16 protein-coding genes and 1 pseudogene are annotated in these 17,546 nt (G+C 70.8%); 6 read left to right on the top strand and 11 right to left on the bottom strand.

Annotated elements, in window-relative coordinates:
- Positions 1–266: 266 nt before the first annotated feature.
- From purH to P2T62_RS01950, 3 genes are all read right to left on the bottom strand, one after another.
- On the bottom strand, positions 267–1,871 hold the full coding sequence (gene purH / locus P2T62_RS01960; protein WP_276259809.1) for a bifunctional phosphoribosylaminoimidazolecarboxamide formyltransferase/IMP cyclohydrolase: 1,605 nt from the start codon (positions 1,869–1,871) through the stop codon (positions 267–269).
- A gap of 212 nt (positions 1,872–2,083) precedes the next feature.
- On the bottom strand, positions 2,084–2,476 hold the full coding sequence (locus P2T62_RS01955; RefSeq protein WP_276259808.1) for a DUF5611 family protein: 393 nt from the start codon (positions 2,474–2,476) through the stop codon (positions 2,084–2,086).
- A gap of 143 nt (positions 2,477–2,619) precedes the next feature.
- Positions 2,620–3,648 (bottom strand): DUF7093 family protein, encoded by a 1,029-nt coding sequence (locus P2T62_RS01950; protein ID WP_276259807.1) that lies wholly within the window; start codon positions 3,646–3,648, stop codon positions 2,620–2,622.
- Positions 3,649–3,855: 207 nt separating this feature from the next.
- Here P2T62_RS01950 and P2T62_RS01945 point away from each other — a divergent pair, with 207 nt between their 5' ends.
- The 3 genes from P2T62_RS01945 (at position 3,856) to ygfZ (ending at position 5,690) form a co-directional block, all read left to right on the top strand.
- Positions 3,856–4,155 (top strand): DUF6432 family protein, encoded by a 300-nt coding sequence (locus P2T62_RS01945; protein ID WP_276259806.1) that lies wholly within the window; start codon positions 3,856–3,858, stop codon positions 4,153–4,155.
- A 159-nt stretch (positions 4,156–4,314) separates the two neighbouring features.
- Positions 4,315–4,458, top strand: coding sequence for a hypothetical protein (locus P2T62_RS01940; RefSeq protein ID WP_276259805.1), 144 nt, complete (start codon positions 4,315–4,317; stop codon positions 4,456–4,458).
- A 134-nt stretch (positions 4,459–4,592) separates the two neighbouring features.
- Positions 4,593–5,690, top strand: coding sequence for a CAF17-like 4Fe-4S cluster assembly/insertion protein YgfZ (gene ygfZ, locus P2T62_RS01935; RefSeq protein WP_276259804.1), 1,098 nt, complete (start codon positions 4,593–4,595; stop codon positions 5,688–5,690).
- A gap of 111 nt (positions 5,691–5,801) precedes the next feature.
- Here the strand turns inward: ygfZ and P2T62_RS01930 are convergent, their stop codons facing one another.
- The 6 genes from P2T62_RS01930 to P2T62_RS01905 form a co-directional block, all read right to left on the bottom strand.
- A complete protein-coding gene (locus P2T62_RS01930) occupies positions 5,802–6,875 on the bottom strand; it encodes a guanosine monophosphate reductase (protein WP_276259803.1) in 1,074 nt (357 codons plus the stop codon).
- A 154-nt stretch (positions 6,876–7,029) separates the two neighbouring features.
- A complete protein-coding gene (gene ppk1, locus P2T62_RS01925) occupies positions 7,030–9,540 on the bottom strand; it encodes a polyphosphate kinase 1 (protein ID WP_420028405.1) in 2,511 nt (836 codons plus the stop codon).
- 203 nt (positions 9,541–9,743) lie between these two features.
- Positions 9,744–10,157, bottom strand: a complete 414-nt coding sequence (locus P2T62_RS01920; RefSeq protein ID WP_276259802.1) for a hypothetical protein — start codon at positions 10,155–10,157, stop codon at positions 9,744–9,746.
- A 52-nt stretch (positions 10,158–10,209) separates the two neighbouring features.
- A complete protein-coding gene (locus P2T62_RS01915; RefSeq protein ID WP_276259801.1) occupies positions 10,210–10,599 on the bottom strand; it encodes a HEPN domain-containing protein in 390 nt (129 codons plus the stop codon).
- The gene (locus P2T62_RS01910; RefSeq protein WP_276259800.1) at positions 10,592–10,927 is read right to left on the bottom strand and encodes a nucleotidyltransferase domain-containing protein; all 336 of its coding nucleotides are present in this window, start codon (positions 10,925–10,927) and stop codon (positions 10,592–10,594) included. The genes P2T62_RS01915 and P2T62_RS01910 overlap by 8 nt, the downstream gene beginning before the upstream one ends.
- Positions 10,928–10,978: 51 nt before the next feature.
- The gene (locus P2T62_RS01905) at positions 10,979–12,127 is read right to left on the bottom strand and encodes an acyl-CoA dehydrogenase family protein (protein ID WP_276259799.1); all 1,149 of its coding nucleotides are present in this window, start codon (positions 12,125–12,127) and stop codon (positions 10,979–10,981) included.
- Between the two features lie 108 nt (positions 12,128–12,235).
- Here P2T62_RS01905 and P2T62_RS01900 point away from each other — a divergent pair, with 108 nt between their 5' ends.
- Positions 12,236–12,970 carry a YqjF family protein gene (locus P2T62_RS01900; RefSeq protein ID WP_276259798.1) on the top strand — a complete coding sequence of 245 codons (735 nt, stop codon included), beginning with the start codon at positions 12,236–12,238 and terminating at the stop codon, positions 12,968–12,970.
- 6 nt (positions 12,971–12,976) lie between these two features.
- Here the strand turns inward: P2T62_RS01900 and P2T62_RS01895 are convergent, their stop codons facing one another.
- Entirely contained in the window at positions 12,977–13,144 is a 168-nt protein-coding gene (locus tag P2T62_RS01895) for a hypothetical protein (RefSeq protein WP_276259797.1), read from the bottom strand.
- 255 nt (positions 13,145–13,399) lie between these two features.
- Here P2T62_RS01895 and P2T62_RS01890 point away from each other — a divergent pair, with 255 nt between their 5' ends.
- Positions 13,400–13,849, top strand: a complete 450-nt coding sequence (locus tag P2T62_RS01890) for a TIGR00725 family protein (RefSeq protein ID WP_276259796.1) — start codon at positions 13,400–13,402, stop codon at positions 13,847–13,849.
- 49 nt (positions 13,850–13,898) lie between these two features.
- Positions 13,899–14,400, top strand: a pseudogene (locus P2T62_RS23405) (MaoC family dehydratase).
- Positions 14,401–14,802: 402 nt separating this feature from the next.
- On the opposite strand, the gene P2T62_RS01880 reads toward P2T62_RS23405, so the two are convergent.
- Positions 14,803–16,782 (bottom strand): ABC transporter ATP-binding protein, encoded by a 1,980-nt coding sequence (locus tag P2T62_RS01880; RefSeq protein WP_276259795.1) that lies wholly within the window; start codon positions 16,780–16,782, stop codon positions 14,803–14,805.
- Positions 16,783–17,546: the final 764 nt, after the last annotated feature.

Genomic DNA, 17,546 nt, shown 5'->3' with positions numbered 1-17,546 from the left:
GGCGAGGGATGCATACCGCGCCTTCGGCGCGGTTTCACTTCCGTCGGAAGCGAGTTCCGACGGCGTTCGGACTCTCGCCCTCACCGGCACGAGGGCGCCGCAGGCGCCCGAGTGCCGGCCTTTTTTCTGAACGTTTTTTGGCGTCATCAGAACGCGGAGCGTTCTGATTGCCCGTGGAATCGCCCCGCGATTCCACGACGGCGAGTGGTGTCCGCAGGCGCGGCGAAGCCGCGCCGGGGGCACCCGAGCCGGAAAAAAGCTCGTGGTCAGTCGTGCCGGAACGACCGCTGGCCGGTGAACGCCATCGCCATCCCGTGCTCGTCGGCGGCCTCGATGACGTCCTCGTCGTTGACGCTCCCGCCGGGCTGGATGACGGCCTCGATGCCGGCGTCGGCGGCCTCCTCGATGCCGTCCGGGAACGGGAAGAAGGCGTCAGAGGCCATCACGGCGCCCTCGGCGGACTTGCCCTCGGCGTGCTCGTCGGCCTTCATCGCGGCGAGGCGGACGGCGTCGACGCGCGAGACCTGCCCCATCCCGACACCGACCGTCTCGGTCCCCTGCGCGAACAGGATGCCGTTGGACTTGACGTGCTTGAGCGTCTTCCAGGCGAACAGCATCGTCTCGACCTCCGGGTCCGTGGGCTCGCGCTCGGTGACGAACTCCAGGTCCGCGGCCCCGATGTCCTGCAGGTCGCGGTCCTGGACAAGTCGGCCGCCGACGAGCGGTTTCTCGGTGTGGCGCTCGCTCGTCTCCGAGAGCGTCTCCTCGTCGCCCACATCCAGCACGCGCAGGTTCTCCTTCTCGAACAGCACGTCGAGCGCGGCGTCGGTGTAGCCGGGCGCGACGACGACCTCCTTGAACGAGTCGATGATCTGCTCGGCGGTCGCGGCGTCGCACTCCCGGTTGAGGGCGACGATGCCGCCGAAGGCGCTCATCGGGTCCGTCGAGAGGGCGTCCGCGTAGGCGTCCGCGAGCGTCTCGGCCGTGGCACAGCCCGCGGGGTTGGTGTGCTTGATGACGGCGGCGGCGGGCTCGTCGAACTCCTTGATGAGGTCGAGCGCCCCGTCGGCGTCGTTGTAGTTGTTGTACGAGAGTGCCTTCGCGCCCTCGTTCAGTTGCGGGGCGTCGACGACGTTGGCCTCCTCGCAGGTGGCGTCGGCGTACAGCGCGGCGGCCTGGTGGGGGTTCTCCCCGTACCGGAGGTCGGCGACGCGGTCGTCGGCCGCGAGCCGGCGACGCGGGAACGGCTCCCCGTCGTCGCGAGTGGCGGTGTCCCCGTCGACGCTGACGGTGCCGGTGTCGTGGTCGACGGTGATGCGGTCCTCGGCGAACCACTCGACGGCGCGGGGGTAGGCGGCGAACTCCGCCTCGTACAGCACCCGCTCTTTCAGGTCCGCCGCGTCGTCATCGTCGTAGACGGGGACGGGTTCCTGCGTGACGATGGGGCCGCCGTCGACCGTCTCGTCGACGACGTGGACGGTACAGCCCGTGACCGAGACGCCCGCGTCGAGTACCTGCTCGTGGGCGTCCATCCCCGGGAACGCCGGCAGGAGCGACGGGTGGACGTTGAGCGTCGTCGGGACCGCCTTGAGGAACGACTCCGTGAGGATGCGCATGTAGCCGTCGAGGCAGACGAGGTCGAACTCGTAGCCCGCCAGCCGCTCGCGGACGCGTTCCTCGTGCGATTCGCGGGACTCGCCCTCCTCGCGGACGACGACCTCGGTCGGGATGCCACGCTCCGAGGCCGCCTCCAGCACGGGGGCGCCCTCCTCGTTCGCGAGGACGACGGCGAACTCGGCGCCGCCCGGCGCGCGGTCGGCGATGTGCAGCAGGTTGCGCCCGCGGTTGGACGCCATTCCGGCCAGTTGCATATCCGAACCCGGGGGTGGCCGGCCGTTAGTGGTTGCGGTCCGCCCAACGAGCGGGACTCGCTCGCACGGCCCACGGACCAGGCATCATCCCGTTCGTGGGGGTGACTGGAGCGCTGGTAGCGGTGGTGGCTGGGCCGCTGGTAGCGGTTCGGTCTCCCGGATGGTGCCGCCGCTCGGACGGGGGGTTCGAGAGGAGTCGGTCGCGGTTCCGTTCAGACGTCGTCCGGCGTGTCGGCGTCGTCCTCGACGGCGCGCTTCATCGACTCGCGACGGGATTTGGCGTCGCGGCCGGTGCACTCCAGCAGGAACTCGTTCTTCGCGCTGTTGGCGTCGCCGGCGGCGTCCACGTCACCGGTCTCCATCAGGCTCTCGAGGTCGCGCTCGACGAAGTCGACCGCGAGCTTGTCCTTCTTGCCCGAGTAGGCGACGGCGCCCGCGACGACCTTCTCGAACACGGGGTTCTTCGGCTCGCCGACGACGTACAGGTCGCTCCCCTTGAACTCCTGCGTGCCCGTGATGGGCCCGAAGTAGTCCTCGATGGTCCCCTTCAGGTCGGGCACCCGCTCTTCGAGATACTCGCCCCGGCGCATCTTGTACTCCTCCATGCGCGCCGGTTTGCGGAGGAGGGGTTTACCGATTTCGGCCTGCCGCCCCGCCACGGGGGGAGACACGCCGCGGCGCTGAGGCTGCTGGTGGGGGCTGGATACGGTTCAGGACGACCGCTGCGCGCCGGGGTCGGGTCCCCGTCCTACTCGCCCGCTTCGAGGTAGCCCTCGATGCACTCCGGGCAGGCGTCGCCCCGGCGGAACGAGGACTCGGCGGGGATGGTGTGGCCGCACTCCGGGCAGCGGTAGTGCCCGTCGGGGACGGTGAAGGTGGCGGTCGCGGCGGGTTCCGGTTCGAGGTCCGGCGCCGGCTCGGCCGCCGTGTCCGGTGTCTCGCTCGTGTCACCGTCGTCGGCCCCGTCGAGTATCTCGGCCGACGCCTCGCCCGGGTCGGCCGTCTCGTCGGTCTCGCCGGAGCCGGCGGTCCCGTCCGCGTCGTGGTCGTCGGCCCCGGTGTCCGGCTCGCTGTCGTCGTCGGTCAGCGGCTCCGGTTCCCAGGCCTCGCCCGCGTCGTCCCCCGGCCACTGACCCGGCGCACGGTCGGGCTCGGGCTCGTCCGTGAGGATCTCCGCGTCCTCCGTCTCCGGGTCGGGCCTGTCGTCGGCGCCCTCGGGCTCCGCGGGCCCGGGCGCTGTGGGCTCGGGCTCGGAGGCCACGTCGGTCGGGCCGGCCGCCGCGTCGTCCTCGTCGCCGGTCATCAGCTCGACACCCTCGTCCGCCCCGGTGTCGGGCGTCGCGGTATCGGGCGTCGCCGTCGCATCGTGGCCCGTGTCGGTCTCGTCGCTCGCGTCGCTCCGGTCGACGAGCCCGCCGAAGGCGTCGGCGTCGCTCCCCTCCGCCGCGGTCGTGCCACCGGCGCCGCCGCTGGCGTCGCCCGCCCCGATCCTCGCGTCCAGCTGGTCGGTGGCGTCGAAGGCGTCTGCCGTGTCCGGGCCGTCCGGCTCGTCGCCGGGCGCCCGGAGCGTCGGGCTCGAGTCGACGCCGCCGTCCGCGGTGGCGCCCGCGGTCGAGACGACCTCCTTGTTCGTCGAGACGACGCGCGTGGCGCCACACTCCGTGCACCGCTCGACATCCCTCGCGACGGTGACGACCTCGCTCCCCTTGGACTCGCGCTCCCGGACGACATCGCGCTCGTCGAACGTGTGCCCGAAGAGCGAACACTTCAGCCCCATTGCTCGACCCTGGCTCCGAGACGAATTTAAACGTACTGCAGGGTGTGACCCCCGACGTGCGGGCGTCAGTCGTGCGTCAGACACCGTCCGCGGCGGCGGGGCGGCGCTCCGTGGGCACCCGCGACAGCAGCCGTGCCGGCCGGCCACGGGGCCGACACCGCGGACCGCCCGCGCGGATTTATGTCCGGGCACGTACTACGGTCGACCATGCAGGCGAAGCCCGAGTACCGGGACCGTGACGAGCCGCAGGTCGCGGTGCTCGACGCGCTCGTCGACCGCCACGAGGAGGGTATGACGGTGTTCGAACTCCGGTCGGGGACCGACCTCGACATCGACACCATCGAGACGGCGCTCGGCGGGCTGAAGGAGGCCGGCCTCATCCGCGTCGAGGAGGAGGGGAGCCGGACACGCATCTACCCCGACGAGCGCGTGGTTCCCGAGCCCGGCGAGGCCGAGGAGACCGAGCCGTCGCTCGTCGACCGGGTACTGGAGCGGCTGCCGCTCTGATCCGGACGGCTGTCCGCCGGCCGCCGCGCCCCGCGGACCCCCGGGCCCGGCGTCTGACATCCGGCTGACGGCTCTGGGACGACCCCGTCGCCCTCGGGCGTTCTCTACTTCCGAAGCGGTTCGGTGGGGTATTTACGCTCGAGGCGTATTCGAGGGGACATGATCGCACGCGTCGTCGCGGCCCTCCGCGGGAACCGGTCGGCCGGCTTCCACGAGTGCCGCCGCTGTGGCACGACGGTCGACCCCGCCGAATCCGGCTGCCCGGCCTGCGAGTCGACGGACATCGTCCGGTACGACCTGTAGCGGCGACGGCCCGCGGCAACCCCTCCCTCACCGCCGCGATGCCGGCCCCGCTCCCCCCACCGGCGGACGCCCGGGTCCCCGTCCCGCGCCACGATGGCGTCGGAGTTATCCCCCGAGACCCGCTACCGGCGGGTATGACCGTCGTCGCGGCAGATCACGAGGCGCACGGCGCGACCTTCCGCGAGCTCGCGGACAGGCGCCGCGTCGTCGAGCGGTACCGCCGGCCCGAGCGAACCGCGACCGCCGTCCGGAACGGGGTCGGCGTCGTCGAGATGGGGTACGGCGTCGTCGCCATCACCGGCGAGGACCGCCACGACTTCGTCGACGACGCGGTCTCGAACCGCGTCCCCGCTACCGACGGCGAGGGCTGCTACGCGCTGTTGCTGGACCCGCAAGGCGCCATCACGACGGACATGTACGTCTACAACGCCGGCGAGCAGCTGCTGGTGTTCACGCCGCCGGCCCGCGCCGAACCGCTGATCGAGGACTGGTCGGAGAAGGTGTTCATCCAGGACGTCGAGATCCGGAACGCGTCGGCCGACTTCGGGGTCTTCGGCGTCCACGGCCCCACCTCGACGGAGAAGGTCGCCTCGGTGCTGAACGGCGCCGGGTCACCGGACCGGCAGCTCTCCTTCGTCCGCGGGTCGATGGGTGACGCCGGCGTCACGGTGGTCCGGACCGACGGTCTCCTCGGCGAGGAGGGGTACGAGGTCATCTGCGCGGCCGACGGCGCCGAGGAGGTGTTCGACACGCTCCTCACGCGGGGGCTGAACGCGGTCCCCTTCGGCTACCACGTCTACGAGACGCTCGCGCTCGAGGCGGGCACGCCGCTGTTCGACACGGAGCTGGAGGGGCAGATCCCGAACGTCGCCGGGGTCCGGAACGCGCTCGACTTCGAGAAGGGCTGCTACGTCGGCCAGGAGGTCGTCTCGAAGGTGGAGAACCAGGGCCGACCCTCGCAGCGACTGGTCGGGCTACTCCCCGGGACCGTCCCGGAGGCCGGCGCGGCCGTCTTCGACGGCGACAGCGCGGCTGGCGAGGTCACGCGCGCGGTCGAGTCGCCGACGCTGGAGGGGCCCGCAGCGATGGCCTACGTCGACTTCGGGCTGGATGCGAGCGAGGTCACCGTCCGGGTGGACGGCACGGAGGTCCCTGCCGAGGTGGTCGAACTGCCCTTCCACGAGGGGTCGGACCGGTCGGCGCGGATCCCGGAGTACGCGGGTGGGGAGTGACGCGGGCGCGGCGGCTTCGTAGCCGGGCGAGATACCACCCGTGTTCGAGCGACGAGCCAGGAACTGTCCCATCCGATACGTTGCCGCAGATGTGGCGGGCAGGGGGAGTGACTAGTCCCCGGCGGGGCGCATCTCGTCGCGGACGAACGTGTGTGCGCCCGAGCGGGCCTTCGCGCCCTCCGTGACGCGGATGAACTCCACGCCGTCGCGGGCCTCGGGCAGCGTGTGCCCGCCGGCGTAGCTCATGCCCGAGCGGACACCCGCGAGGAACTCCGAGACGACATCGAGGAGCGGCCCGCGGTACGGCACGAGGCCGGCGACGCCCTCGTCGGCGCCGGGGGCGGACTCCTCGGCGGCCTTGTCCGAGCGCGCCTCGTTCGCCGACGTGGAGGCCATCCCGTGCGAGCGCTTGTAGCGGCTCCCCTCGTACTCGACGAGTTCACCGGGGGCCGCCTCAGTGCCGGCGAAGAACCCGCCCATCATCACCGTGTCCGCGCCGGCGAGCAGCGCCGTCACGGCGTCGCCCGAGCCGCTGATGCCGCCGTCGGCGATGGTCCGGACGCCGTACTCGTCGGCCGCGCGGGCGCAGTCACGGACGGCCGTGAACTGCGGGACGCCGGCGCCGGCCACCTCGCGCGTGGTGCAGTGGCTCCCGGGACCGATGCCGACCTTGACGCAGTCGGCGCCGGCGGCCGCGAGGTCGGCCACGCCCGCGGCCGTGGCGACGTTGCCCGCGACGAGCGGCGCGTCGAACTCGGTGGCGACCGCCTCGACGGTGTCGAGTGCGGCCTCCATGTGGCCGTGCGCGACGTCGACCATCAGGCACGCGGCGCCGGCCTCGAGGACACGCTCGGCGCGGTCACGGAACCGCTCGTCGATGCCGAGCGCGGCGCCGACCCGCGCACCGCGGTCGACGGTCTCCTCGACGGCGGCGACCTGGTCGCCGACAGTCTGGAAGCGGTGGATGGTGCCGAACCCGCCGAGTTCGTGGAGCGCGACGGCGAGGTCCGGCCCCGTGACGGTATCCATCGGCGCGCTCAGGAGCGGCGCCTCCAGCGCGATGTCGTCGGTGAGGTGCGTGGCGAGCGAGACGTCGCTCCGGGAGTCCACGGGCGAGCGTGCCGGGACGACCAGTACGTCGTCGTAGGAGAGCCCCGTGCGGATGGCGGGGTCGTCTGCAGTCATGTCGAACCCTCGGTAGCCATGGTGGCGACCCGTTTAGACCTTCGGTTCCCCGGCCGCCACCCCGATACAGCGTGTTCGGGCACTCCCAGGTGGCGCGTTCGGACACTCTCGGCGTGAATCGACCCGGGGTCGGGCCGCGAGTCACTCGCCTCGGTCAGCCGTAGAACCGCTCGACGGCGTCGGCCGCACCCTCGGCGGTCCGGAAGTAGCGCCGGTCGCCGTCCGGCGTCCGGACCGCGTACGCGTACCGGCTGCTGTCGGGGATGTACCAGCGGTCGCGGGCGCCCGCCAGCACGGCCGGGAGGTCGTCGTCCGGGTCGGCGGTGACGGCGGTGTCGCCGGTCCCGTCGGCCGCGGTGGGGTCGTCCCCGCTCGTCACCGTGGTCCGCCCGTTCGCGTCCGTGTCGGCGTCATCGACGGGTTCGACGAGCAGGTCGCCGTCGACGTGCTCGTGCTCGGGGACGATACCCGTGTGGACGTCCTCACGGCGGTTCGCCTCCCGGGTGCAGTCCATCAGGATCGCCTGGGTGTTCACCTCGGGGGCGTCGCCGGGGCGCTGCTGGACGTACGAGCCGTCCGGGTTCATCGTCCAGCGCTTGCGGTTGTCCGAGAGGTTGAGGTGGAGGTTGAACCGCAACTGCTCGCGGATGGCCGAATCCTCGACGGGGACGACGGCCTCGACCCGGCTGTCCAGGTTGCGGGTCATCCAGTCGGCGCTCCCGGTGTAGTACTCGGGGTCGCCGCCGTTCTCGAAGTAGAAGATCCGCGAGTGCTCGAGGAACCGCCCGACGATGCTGTGGACCCGCACCGTATCGCTGACGCCCTCGATGCCAGGGCGGAGCCGGCAGATGTCCCGGACGACGAGGTCGATCTCGACGCCCGCGCGGGCCGCCTCGTACAGTTCGCGGACGATGTCGGGGTCCTCCAGCCCGTTCGCCTTGACGACGATGCGGGCACGTCGGCCGGCGCGGGCGTGCTCGGCCTCCCGCCTGATGTAGCGCGTGAACTCGCGACGCATCGTCACCGGCGCGATGAGCAGCTTCCGGAAATCCTCGTCCAGCGACGGGCCCGTGAAGAAGTTGAACACCTTCACCAGGTCGCGGCCGATGTCGCGGTCCGCGGTGAGGAGGCCCAGGTCGACGTACCCCTTCGCGGTCTCGGAGTGGTAGTTGCCCGTGCCGACGTGGGAGTAGAGCCGCACACCGCTCGGGTCGGCGGTGTTGGCGTCGCCCTCGCCGCGCCCGGACTCATCCCGGACGACGAGCGCCGTCTTCGTGTGGGTCTTCAGCCCGATGGTGCCGTAGGCGACGTGGATGCCCTCCTCCTCCAGCGTGCGGACCCAGTCGAGGTTGTTCTCCTCGTCGAAGCGGGCCTTCAGCTCGACCATCACCGCGACCTGCTTGCCGTTGTCGGCCGCGTCGATGAGGCTCTGGATGACCCGCGAGTCGCTCGCCGTCCGGTAGATTGCGGCCTTGATCGCCAGCACGTCCGGGTCCTCGGCGGCCTCCTCGAGGAACCGCTGGAAGGTCTCCTCGAACGAGTGGTACGGGTGGTGGAGCAGCACGTCGTCGCGCGCCACCTCGCTGAAGACGGAGGGGCGCTCCTCCTTGCCGGAGCCGGGGACCGCGGGCCGCCCGCTCCCCCGCTCCAGCCGCGGGTGCGCCAGCGGCGTCCACGCGGGGAGTTTCAGGTCCGGTCGGTCGAGGTCGGCGAGTTCCAGCAGCGGCCGGTAGTCGAGGATGCCCTCCCGCCGGAACACCTCGCGCTCGGCGAGGTCGAGTTGCTCGGACAGGATGTCCACGACGCGCTGGGGCGCGTCGGCCTCCACCTCCAGTCGGACGGCGGTCGCGAACCGCCGCTGTTCGAGCACCTCCTCGATCATCTCGATGAGGTCCTCGGCGACCTCCTCGTTGCGCCGCACCTCCGCGTTCCGCGTGAGCCGGAACAGCGACGTGTCCAGGATCTCGACGCTCGGGAGCAGCAGGTCCAGGTTCTCGCGGACGACCTCCTCCAGCAGGACGTACTCGGCGTCGCCGACCTCCACGAGCCGGGGGCGGTTCTGTGGGATCTTTACCCGCGTGAACGTCGGTTCGTCCTCGTCGTCGCGGCGCGTGACGACGGCCAGCGACAGCGACCGGTTCGAGATGAACGGGAACGGGTGCGCCGGGTCGAACGCCAGCGGCGTCAGCGTCGGCAGGACCGACGCCTCGAAGTAGTCGCGCAGGTCCGCCCGCTGCCCGGACGTGAGGTCCTCGTAGGTGTGGAGGTGGATGCCCGCGTCGGCGAGCGCACGTCGGAACTCGCCGGTGAAACAGTCCGTCTGGGCGTCGAGCATCGGCCCCAGTGCGTCCAGCACGGCCTCCCACTGCTCGCGTGGGGTCCGGCCGTCGACCGTGCGCTCGGTGACGCCCGCGTCCATCTGCTGTTTCAGCCCACCCACCCGCTTCATCACGAATTCGTCGATGTTCTTGGTGAACAGGCCCAGGAAGCGCGCCCGTTCCAGCAGCGGGTTCCGCTCGTCGAGCGCCTCCTGCAGGACCCGGCGCTGGAACGCCAGTTCCGAGAGCTCCCGGTTCAGGTAGTACGCCGAGTCGGTGAGGTCCGGGTCCTCGTCCGGGTCGGGAAGCGGCTCGGCGGCGACCCGCTCGACCACCTCGTCGGTCACGCTACAACCACCCGTCTGCCGACGGTCGCCAGCCGACGACACACGTCGCCACTCGACCCGGACATTGTTCTCGTTTTATCGCAGATATCCTGTACACTAAGCGCTTTTCGTTGCGTTATTGAGAATATATTGAGAATTACGGAGCAATCTGTTGGCTATTGAGTTATCGGGGCAGGTCGGTAGCACGGGGGTCGTGGCCCTGATCATCCGAGCAGCCGCCGGACCCGCGCGAGGAGCCCACCGCCCCCGCCACCACGGCCGTCCTCGAGCCCGAGTTCCGCGGCGATGGCGTCGAGTTCGGCGTCGTCGAACCGGTCGTCGGCACGCGATTCGACCAGCCAGTCCCGCCACTCCACGTCGGTCAGGACGCCGCGCGCGTCGTCCCACTGCTCGACCAGCGCCTCGCGGTCCGGGAAGGGGACGTCCATGTCGCCGCCGCCCCAGTACAGCGGGACGAGGTAGAACTGCACCTCGTCGGGGCCCGGGCCGGGCCCCTCGATACGGGCGTTGCTTCCCTCGCGGGCGTCGGCGGGCACGAACCGGTAGGGGTAGCCCTCGTAGCAGAAGACGTCCTCCGGCGTCACCGTCTCGCCGGTCGGGAGTTCGAGCGTGTCCATACCTGCGTGTAGGGGCCGCGACCGGAAAGCCCGAACGGCTCCGGGGCCGAGTTCAGTCGGTCCCCGCATCCACCAGGTCAGTCATCGCCTCGACGAACGCCCGAGTCCGGTCGTGCAGTTCGCCCGGGTCGGCCGAGATGGGTTCGTATCCGTAGTCCGCCTGCTGGCGGAGGTCTGCGAGCGTGGTCAGTAGTCGCCCCTGTTCGCGCGTGGCCGGCCCCTCGAGGACGAGTTCCTCGCCGAACCGGTTCCGGACGCCGCCGTGGGACCCGGGTTCGACATCCCTGTCGTAGAGTACAGCCTGGGCGGCGTGGAACGCGGCGTAGTAGAGCCGGTTGACGACGCCCTCGGTGCTTCCGTCCGCGGCGAGGAGCGCCTCGGCATCGGTGAGGGCGTCCCGGGCCTTGTCCAGCTCCTCGCGGACGTAGCGGTCGTCAACCATACAGCGCCGTCCCCTCGCTCCGGACCCGTCGGAAGAACGGGTGGTCCGACCGCTCGGCGAACGTCCCGGCATGGACCACCTGGACGCTGACGACGGTCCCCGTCTCGAGCATCACGTCGTACGCGATGTCCCGCACGCGTTCGCCCGTTTCGCCGGGAGCGTCGTCGGCAAGGACGGCCAGCGCGTCGACATCGGAGTCCGGCTGGTGGTCGCGGCGGGCCACGCTGCCGAACAGGATGAGCCGATCCAGCCCGGGGATGTCGGCCGACCCGAGTCGCTCGCGGAGTTCCTCGACCGCGCGCTCGTGACCGTCCAGCGCACCGCTCATACCTCGATGTGGGCCGTGACAGGTGATAAGTTTCAGCCCCGGCCGCAGCTCTCACCCCAGCGACGGCAGGCCGCCGCCGTCGAAGACCTCGTCGGCGATGTTCTCGCGCATGATCTCGTCCGTGCCGGCGGCGATGCGGCGCCCCCGGGCGAGCCGGTAGAGGAACTCCAGCGGGTGGCCCTGCTGGTAGCCCGTCGCGCCGAACACCTGCAGGCAGTCGCTGACGACGCGCTCTGCGGTCTCGGAGGCGTGGAACTTCGCGATGCTCGCGCGCAGGCGGTCCGGGTGGGCGGGCGTGTCGCCCTCGCCATGTGTGTTCGTGGCCGCGTCGTGCGTGAGCGCCCGCGAAGCGGTGTACTCCTTGACAGCGTCGGCCACCTCCCACCGGAGCCCCTGGAACTCGCCGATGGGCTGGCCGAACTGCTCGCGGTCGCCGGCGTAGTCGATGGCGTGCTCCAGCGCGCAGCGCGCCATCGAGGTGGCGTACGCGGCGCTCCCGACCCGCTCCCAGTTGAGTGCCTTCAGCTGCTCCTTGAGCGCCTGCTTCCCCCGGACGAGCACCTGCTCCTCGGGGACGGGCACGTCCTCGAAGAACAGGTGGCTCTGCGTGTGGCCCGCCATGTTGGTGTAGTGCTCGTGGACGTCGACCCCTGGCGTGTCCAGGTCGACGAGGACGGTCCCGAGGGTGTCGTCGGGGAACCGCGCCCAGACGACGGCCGCGTCGCTGGCGGGGACGTAGGAGAGCCAGATCTTCTCGCCCGAGAGGACGAGCCCGTCGTCGGTCTCCCGCACCGCGGTCGCCATCGCGCCCGCGTCGCTCCCGGCGGCCGGCTCGCTGATGCCGATGGCGATGGCGGACTCGCCGGCACAGACCGGTGGCAGGTACCGCTCCTTGAGCGTCTCGGAGCCGAACATCTCGATGGCCCGTGGCGCGACCATCGTCTGCCCGTAGATGGCGTTCGCGGTCTCCGGGCAGACCGCGCCGACCGTCTCGATGGCGAGGACGGCGGCGAACTCCGAGAGCCCCCCACCGCCCCACTCCTCGCCGAGGTTGACGGCCCAGAGGTCGTGCTCGGCGAGGGTCCGGACGTTCTCCCAGGGGAAGCCGTCGTGGGTGAAGGCGTCGGCGGCGAACTCGTCGCGTGCGATGTCGTCCAGTACGTCCACCAGCATCCGCTGCTCGTCGGTGAGCGTGACCATGCCCCAGGGGCGGGTGGGGGCGGCTTGTAGGTTCCCCCCACCGGGGGCCGGAAACCGGGCCGGGTGGCCACCCCGAAACGGCAAGACCCCCCGCCCGCAAGGGGGCCTATGCGCATGGACACCGCCCTGACGACCACCGGACGGGCGGTGCTGTTCGCCCACTGGCCCGTGGCCGACGACCAGCTCCGGCCGCACCTGCCCGACGGCCTCGAACTCGACCGGTACGACGGGTCGGCCTGGGCCAGCGTGCTGGCGTTCGAGGTGACCGCGGCCCGCCCCCGGGCGCTGCCCGCCGGCCTGTGGCCCACCGGGACGTTCGGCGAGGTGAACCTGCGGACCTACGTCCGGCACGACGACCGGCCGGGCGTCTACTTCCTCTCGCTCGACGCCGGGACCCGGGTCGGCGCGGCGGCACTCCACAGCGCGATGGGGATGCCCTGCTACGTCGCGGCGACGAGCGTCGATATCCGGCGGTCGAACGATGGCATCGAATCCGTCGCGTTCCGCAGTCGCCGCTCCCAGCCCGGGCAGCCAGCCGCGACGTTCGCCGCCGACTACGGACCCGCCGGAGCGGCCGGCCCGGTCGAGCCGGGGTCGCTGGCCGAGTTCTGTATCGAGCGCCGCCGCTGGTTCACCGACGCCAGCCAGCCCTCGCCGTACCTCGCGCGGGCGGGCCCCGGCCTCCGGGTCGGTGAGATCGACCGCGACCCGTGGCAGGTCGCCCCCGCCACGGCCGCGGTGAGCGAGAACTCGCTGGGACGGCCGCTGGGCGTCGACCTCTCCGGGGAGCCGACCGTCCACTACAGCCCCGGCTTCGAGTCGGCCGTGACGACGCGACGGTAGCGCGCGCTACTGCCAGACGATGGTCCTGCTCTCCTCGCGGTAGCGGCCCTGGGCGGGCTCGCCACAGGCGTCGCAGACGAACGCGAACGCACCTGTCTCGCCTGGATCGACGGTCACGGGCGCGCCACAGCCACGACAACAGATCTCCGGGTTCCCACCGGACTCGCTGCTCATACGCCGGCCCAGGGGCCGCCCACGCATAATCCTTACTTGCAACCGACATATTATAGAACAGAGATACCTGACCGAACTGGACGGTTGTGGAGGTATCGATATCCCTATTGAGCCGCACTGGAACCGTCCTGTCCCGCGTTCCGGGGAGCGCTTCCGTTCACGGGACACCCGCGGAAATGACATCTCATATATGTTTCTGCGGGCCGCCACACCGTCCCGGGAGGTTTTCGCCGGCACGTCCCGAGGGGTCCCCGTATGCGCATCAGCGTCATCGGTGGCAGCCGGGTGGACGAGGCGACCTACGAACGGGCCCGGGCGGTCGGGCGGTGCTGCGGCGAGCGGGGTCACACGGTCGTCTGCGGGGGCTACGGCGGCGTGATGGAGGCGGCCTGCCGTGGCGCGAAGGAGGCCGGCGGCGATACCGTCGGCATCCTGAAGGGGACCGACGCGAGCGCCGCGAACGACTACGTCGACACACCCATCGTCACGGGGATGGGGAACGGCCGGAACGTGCTGGTCGTCCTCAACGGCGACGGCGTCGTCGCGGTCGACGGCGCGACGGGGACGCTCTCGGAGCTGGCGCTCGCGCTCGACGACGGGACGCCGGTCGCGGGGCTGGACACGCACGACCTCTCCGGGTTCGACGGCTTCGAGGCGGTCGACTCGCCCGCGGCCGCCGTCGAGAGCGTCGAGCGACGGTGGTGAGTAGGGGGGCGACCGAAACACCTACTCACACCCGGACGTGGCGGCGGGTATGGCAGACCAGTACTACGAGGACATCACGGTCGGCGAGGAGCGCTCGTTCGGCGAGTACGAGGTGACCGAGGCGGAGATCGTCGAGTTCGCGGAGCAGTACGACCCGCAGCCGTTCCACGTGGACCCCGAGGCGGCGAAGGGGACGCTGTTCGGCGGCCTCATCGCGTCGGGTTTGCCGGCTTCGCCGGCAAACGAATAGCTGGCGGCGAAGTCCGCCAGCCGGCTGGCACACGGCGGCGATGACCATGCGCATGCTCGTCGACAACTACCTCGACGACTCGGGCGCGATGGGCGCGGCCGGCATCGACGGCCTGCGCTGGAAGCAGCCGGTGCGGCCCGGCGACACGCTGACCGTCGAGACGGAGGTCGTCGGCAAGGAGCCCTGGGACGGGATGGCCGGCGTCGGCATCATGGAGAGCGAGACGACGACGCGCAAACAGGACGGGACGCCCGTGATGACGATGACGGGGCTGTTGCTGTTCCCCATGCGCGACCCCTGAGAACGTTGAGAATTGGGAACTACCAGCGGCAGAGTCGTGTCGAAAGCCCCAGCCAGTTATCCTCGCGATGACAGCCACGACGGAACCGGATAGAAAGCCCCCGCCCGCTCGACTTGCGCGGCTCGCTGCGCTCCTCGCTCCGCTCACTTCGTTCGCTCCGCTGCGGTGCTTACGTCGCCGTGCTTCGTCGAGACGGGCGGCCCCTTTCAGTCCCGCCCTGTTGCTGGTTCGGCCGAGCGACGCGCGTGGTGGTTCCAGCGGAGTGCTCGTGCCCCCACACCTCCCCGCGCTCGCGCTGTGGTGTTCCGGCCCCTCGGCCGCACGGGCCTCGGGCCCTCCACGGGGAAGCGCGAGCGCGCTTCCTGGTCCCGGAACCGACCGGTCGCGTGACTCCCTCGTGGGTCAGTCGTCCGCGTCGGCCCGGTCCACGAGTTCGTCGACGACCCCCTCGCCGGCCTGCGCGGCCCAGAGCGCGGCGTAGAGACCGTCGCCGTCCTTCAGGTCGTCGTGCGTGCCGCGCTCGACGACCTGGCCGTCCTCCACGACGAGGATGGTGTCGGCGTCCGTCACGGTGGAGAGGCGGTGCGCGATGGCGAGCGTGGTCCGGTCCTCTGAGAGGCGGTCGAGCGAGCGCTGGATGCGGGCCTCGGTCGCCGTGTCGACGGCGGAGGTGGCCTCGTCGAGGATGAGGATGGCGGGGTCCCGGAGCATCGCGCGGGCGATGGCGATGCGCTGGCGCTGGCCGCCCGAGAGCTTGACGCCGCGCTCGCCGACTCGGGTATCGTAGCCCGCGGGCAGGTCCGTGATGAAGTCGTGAGCCTCGGCCGCGCGGCAGGCCTCCCGGACCGCGTCGGCGTCGGCCTCGAACCGCCCGTACCGGACGTTCTCGGCGATGGTGCCATCGAAGAGGACGGCGTCCTGGCCGACGTAGCCCACGGCGTCCCGCAGGCTGTCGCGGGTCACCTCGCGCACGTCGTGGCCGTCGACGCGGACGGCGCCCTCGGTGGTGTCGTACAGCCGGAGGAGCAGTTTCGCGAGCGTCGACTTGCCCGCACCCGTGGGCCCCACGAGCGCCACCGTCTCGCCCGGTTCGGCCTCGAAGCTCACGTCCTCGATGACGGGCCCCTCGTCGGCTCGGCCGCCGGTGGTGGCGTCGGTGCCGCCGTCGGTCGTGGCGTCGCGCCCCGCGTGCTCGTCGTCGGCCGCGTTCGCCCCGTCCGGGCCGTCGGGGTACGCGAACGTCACGTCGTCGTACGCGACACGGCCCTCGACATCGGTCAGTTCGACGGCGTCGGCGGCGTCGGTGACCGTCGGCGGGATGTCCATCAGCCCGAAGACGCGCTCGCTGGAGACCTTCGCGTTCTCGTAGCGGTCGACGATATCGGAGACCTCCGCGAGCGGCGAGACGAACCGCTGCGTGAGCAGCAGGAAGGTGACGAAGGTGCCGACCTGCAGGCTGCCCGCACCCGAAACCGGGGGGCCGACGAGGAGCCAGTAGCCGCCGACGCCGAAGGTGAGCGCGAACGAGAGGCCCGCGAGCAGTTCCATCCCCGGCCGGTAGAAGTACGACAGCCGGAGCATGTGCATCGTGTCGTCGAAGAGGCGGCGGCTGGCACCCCGGACGCGGTCGGTCTCGTACGGTTCGCTCGCGGTCGCCTTCGTCAACTCGACGCCGGCGACGGCGTTCTCGATGCGCGTGTTCAGGTTGGCGATGCTGGAGCGCCGCGCGGCGTAGCGCGGCTCCGCAGCGCGCATGAACCAGAGCGTGAACAGTACCATCACCGGGACCGCGACGAGGGTCACGACCGCGAGGTACGGCTGTTCGAGGAACAGGACGATGCCGATACCCAGGAGGAGGGTGCCGAGGCGGACGCTACTGACCAGGGCGTCGTCGAGGAACAGCTCGAGGTTCTCAGTGTCCGAGGAGAGGATCGACAGGACCTCGCCCGTCTGCTTGTCGTCGAAGAAGCTCATGTCGAGCCCCGACAGCTTCTCGAAGCAGTCGACCCGGACCTCGTGCATCACCCCGTGGGCGAACTCGTTGGCGGCGACGCCGTACACCCAGGTCGCGAGCGCGGTCAGGACGAAGGCGCCCGCGATGGCGACCAGCGAGAACTCGAAGGCGGCGGCCTGCGTGCGCGGGAGCCAGCCGTCCGGGACGAGCGGGAGCTGGAACTGCCCGACCCCGAACACGCCGTCGATGGCCGCGCCCAGCACGACCGGCGGGACGAGCGAGGCGAACTGTGCCACGAGGTTGGCGAGGACGCCGAGGACGAACCAGCCGCGACGGTCCCGGCCGTAGGTGCCGAACAGCCGGCGCATCGGTCGGTCCACGTCGGCCCGGTACCGGTCGAAGACGCTCTCGTCGTCGGCCGTACTCATCTACCCGTGGTCGGGCGGTCGGGCGGATAGGGGTTACTCATCGGGGTGATACATGGCATAGCATTCTAAACAAGAATATTGTCATTTTATTACCGCATCTTGAACTTTATCGGAGATAGTCAGCACGAAATCTGCAGCCTCTGGAACAATCACCGCTCGCGCGCCCCTCGTACCCTCCGACAGCAGCAGCGACGACAGAGACACCTACGAAGCCCTCGCGCTCTCGACCATCCGGGCCTCGCTGTCGTTCGAGAGAGCGAAGCTCTCTCGTGATGACGAGAGACGCCGTCGGCGTCTCTCGAACCACGCTCCTCGGCCTCACTACGTTCGGCCTCCGGTGCTTGCGTCGTCCGGGATGGGTCGAGAGCGCTCGCCCTTTGAGTCCGCCAGGGGCGTTGAAGTGGCACGGGCGCTGTGGCCCTGCCCTTCCCCAGGTCGCGCGGGCTCCACTTCGTTCCGCCACGCGCTCCCGGCCACGGAGCGGCTGATCCGTTCGCCGGTTCCGGGAACAGGAAGCGCGCGAGCGCCCCACAGTCGAAGCCGCGAGCGGAGCGAGCGTGCTGAGACTTACTGCGGCGCTCGCGCGGGGAGGTGTGGGGACACCAGCACTCCGCTGGAACCACCACGCCCGAACACTCGCCCGAACAGGCCACAGGGCGGGACTGAAAGGGGCCGGGCGCTTTCTACTTGTCTCCATCGTCGCTGTGGCGGTCGCAGAGAGAGCAAGCGGGGGCTTTCGAGACAATCCCCTCGTGGGAGTCGCC

It is taken from the genome of Haloglomus litoreum (assembly GCF_029338515.1).
GTDB classification, from domain to species: domain Archaea; phylum Halobacteriota; class Halobacteria; order Halobacteriales; family Haloarculaceae; genus Haloglomus; species Haloglomus litoreum.
The sequence above is the reverse complement of the archived record's forward strand: the minus strand, read 5'-3'. Positions and strand labels throughout refer to the sequence as shown.

Coding starts and splice junctions, on each gene's coding strand:
- purH (WP_276259809.1), bottom strand. CDS start 1,871: ATGCAACTGGCCGGAATGGCGTCCAACCGCGGGCGCAACCTGCTGCAC.
- P2T62_RS01955 (WP_276259808.1), bottom strand. CDS start 2,476: ATGGAGGAGTACAAGATGCGCCGGGGCGAGTATCTCGAAGAGCGGGTG.
- P2T62_RS01950 (WP_276259807.1), bottom strand. CDS start 3,648: ATGGGGCTGAAGTGTTCGCTCTTCGGGCACACGTTCGACGAGCGCGAT.
- P2T62_RS01945 (WP_276259806.1), top strand. CDS start 3,856: ATGCAGGCGAAGCCCGAGTACCGGGACCGTGACGAGCCGCAGGTCGCG.
- P2T62_RS01940 (WP_276259805.1), top strand. CDS start 4,315: ATGATCGCACGCGTCGTCGCGGCCCTCCGCGGGAACCGGTCGGCCGGC.
- ygfZ (WP_276259804.1), top strand. CDS start 4,593: ATGACCGTCGTCGCGGCAGATCACGAGGCGCACGGCGCGACCTTCCGC.
- P2T62_RS01930 (WP_276259803.1), bottom strand. CDS start 6,875: ATGACTGCAGACGACCCCGCCATCCGCACGGGGCTCTCCTACGACGAC.
- P2T62_RS01920 (WP_276259802.1), bottom strand. CDS start 10,157: ATGGACACGCTCGAACTCCCGACCGGCGAGACGGTGACGCCGGAGGAC.
- P2T62_RS01915 (WP_276259801.1), bottom strand. CDS start 10,599: ATGGTTGACGACCGCTACGTCCGCGAGGAGCTGGACAAGGCCCGGGAC.
- P2T62_RS01910 (WP_276259800.1), bottom strand. CDS start 10,927: ATGAGCGGTGCGCTGGACGGTCACGAGCGCGCGGTCGAGGAACTCCGC.
- P2T62_RS01905 (WP_276259799.1), bottom strand. CDS start 12,127: ATGGTCACGCTCACCGACGAGCAGCGGATGCTGGTGGACGTACTGGAC.
- P2T62_RS01900 (WP_276259798.1), top strand. CDS start 12,236: ATGCGCATGGACACCGCCCTGACGACCACCGGACGGGCGGTGCTGTTC.
- P2T62_RS01895 (WP_276259797.1), bottom strand. CDS start 13,144: ATGAGCAGCGAGTCCGGTGGGAACCCGGAGATCTGTTGTCGTGGCTGT.
- P2T62_RS01890 (WP_276259796.1), top strand. CDS start 13,400: ATGCGCATCAGCGTCATCGGTGGCAGCCGGGTGGACGAGGCGACCTAC.
- P2T62_RS01880 (WP_276259795.1), bottom strand. CDS start 16,782: ATGAGTACGGCCGACGACGAGAGCGTCTTCGACCGGTACCGGGCCGAC.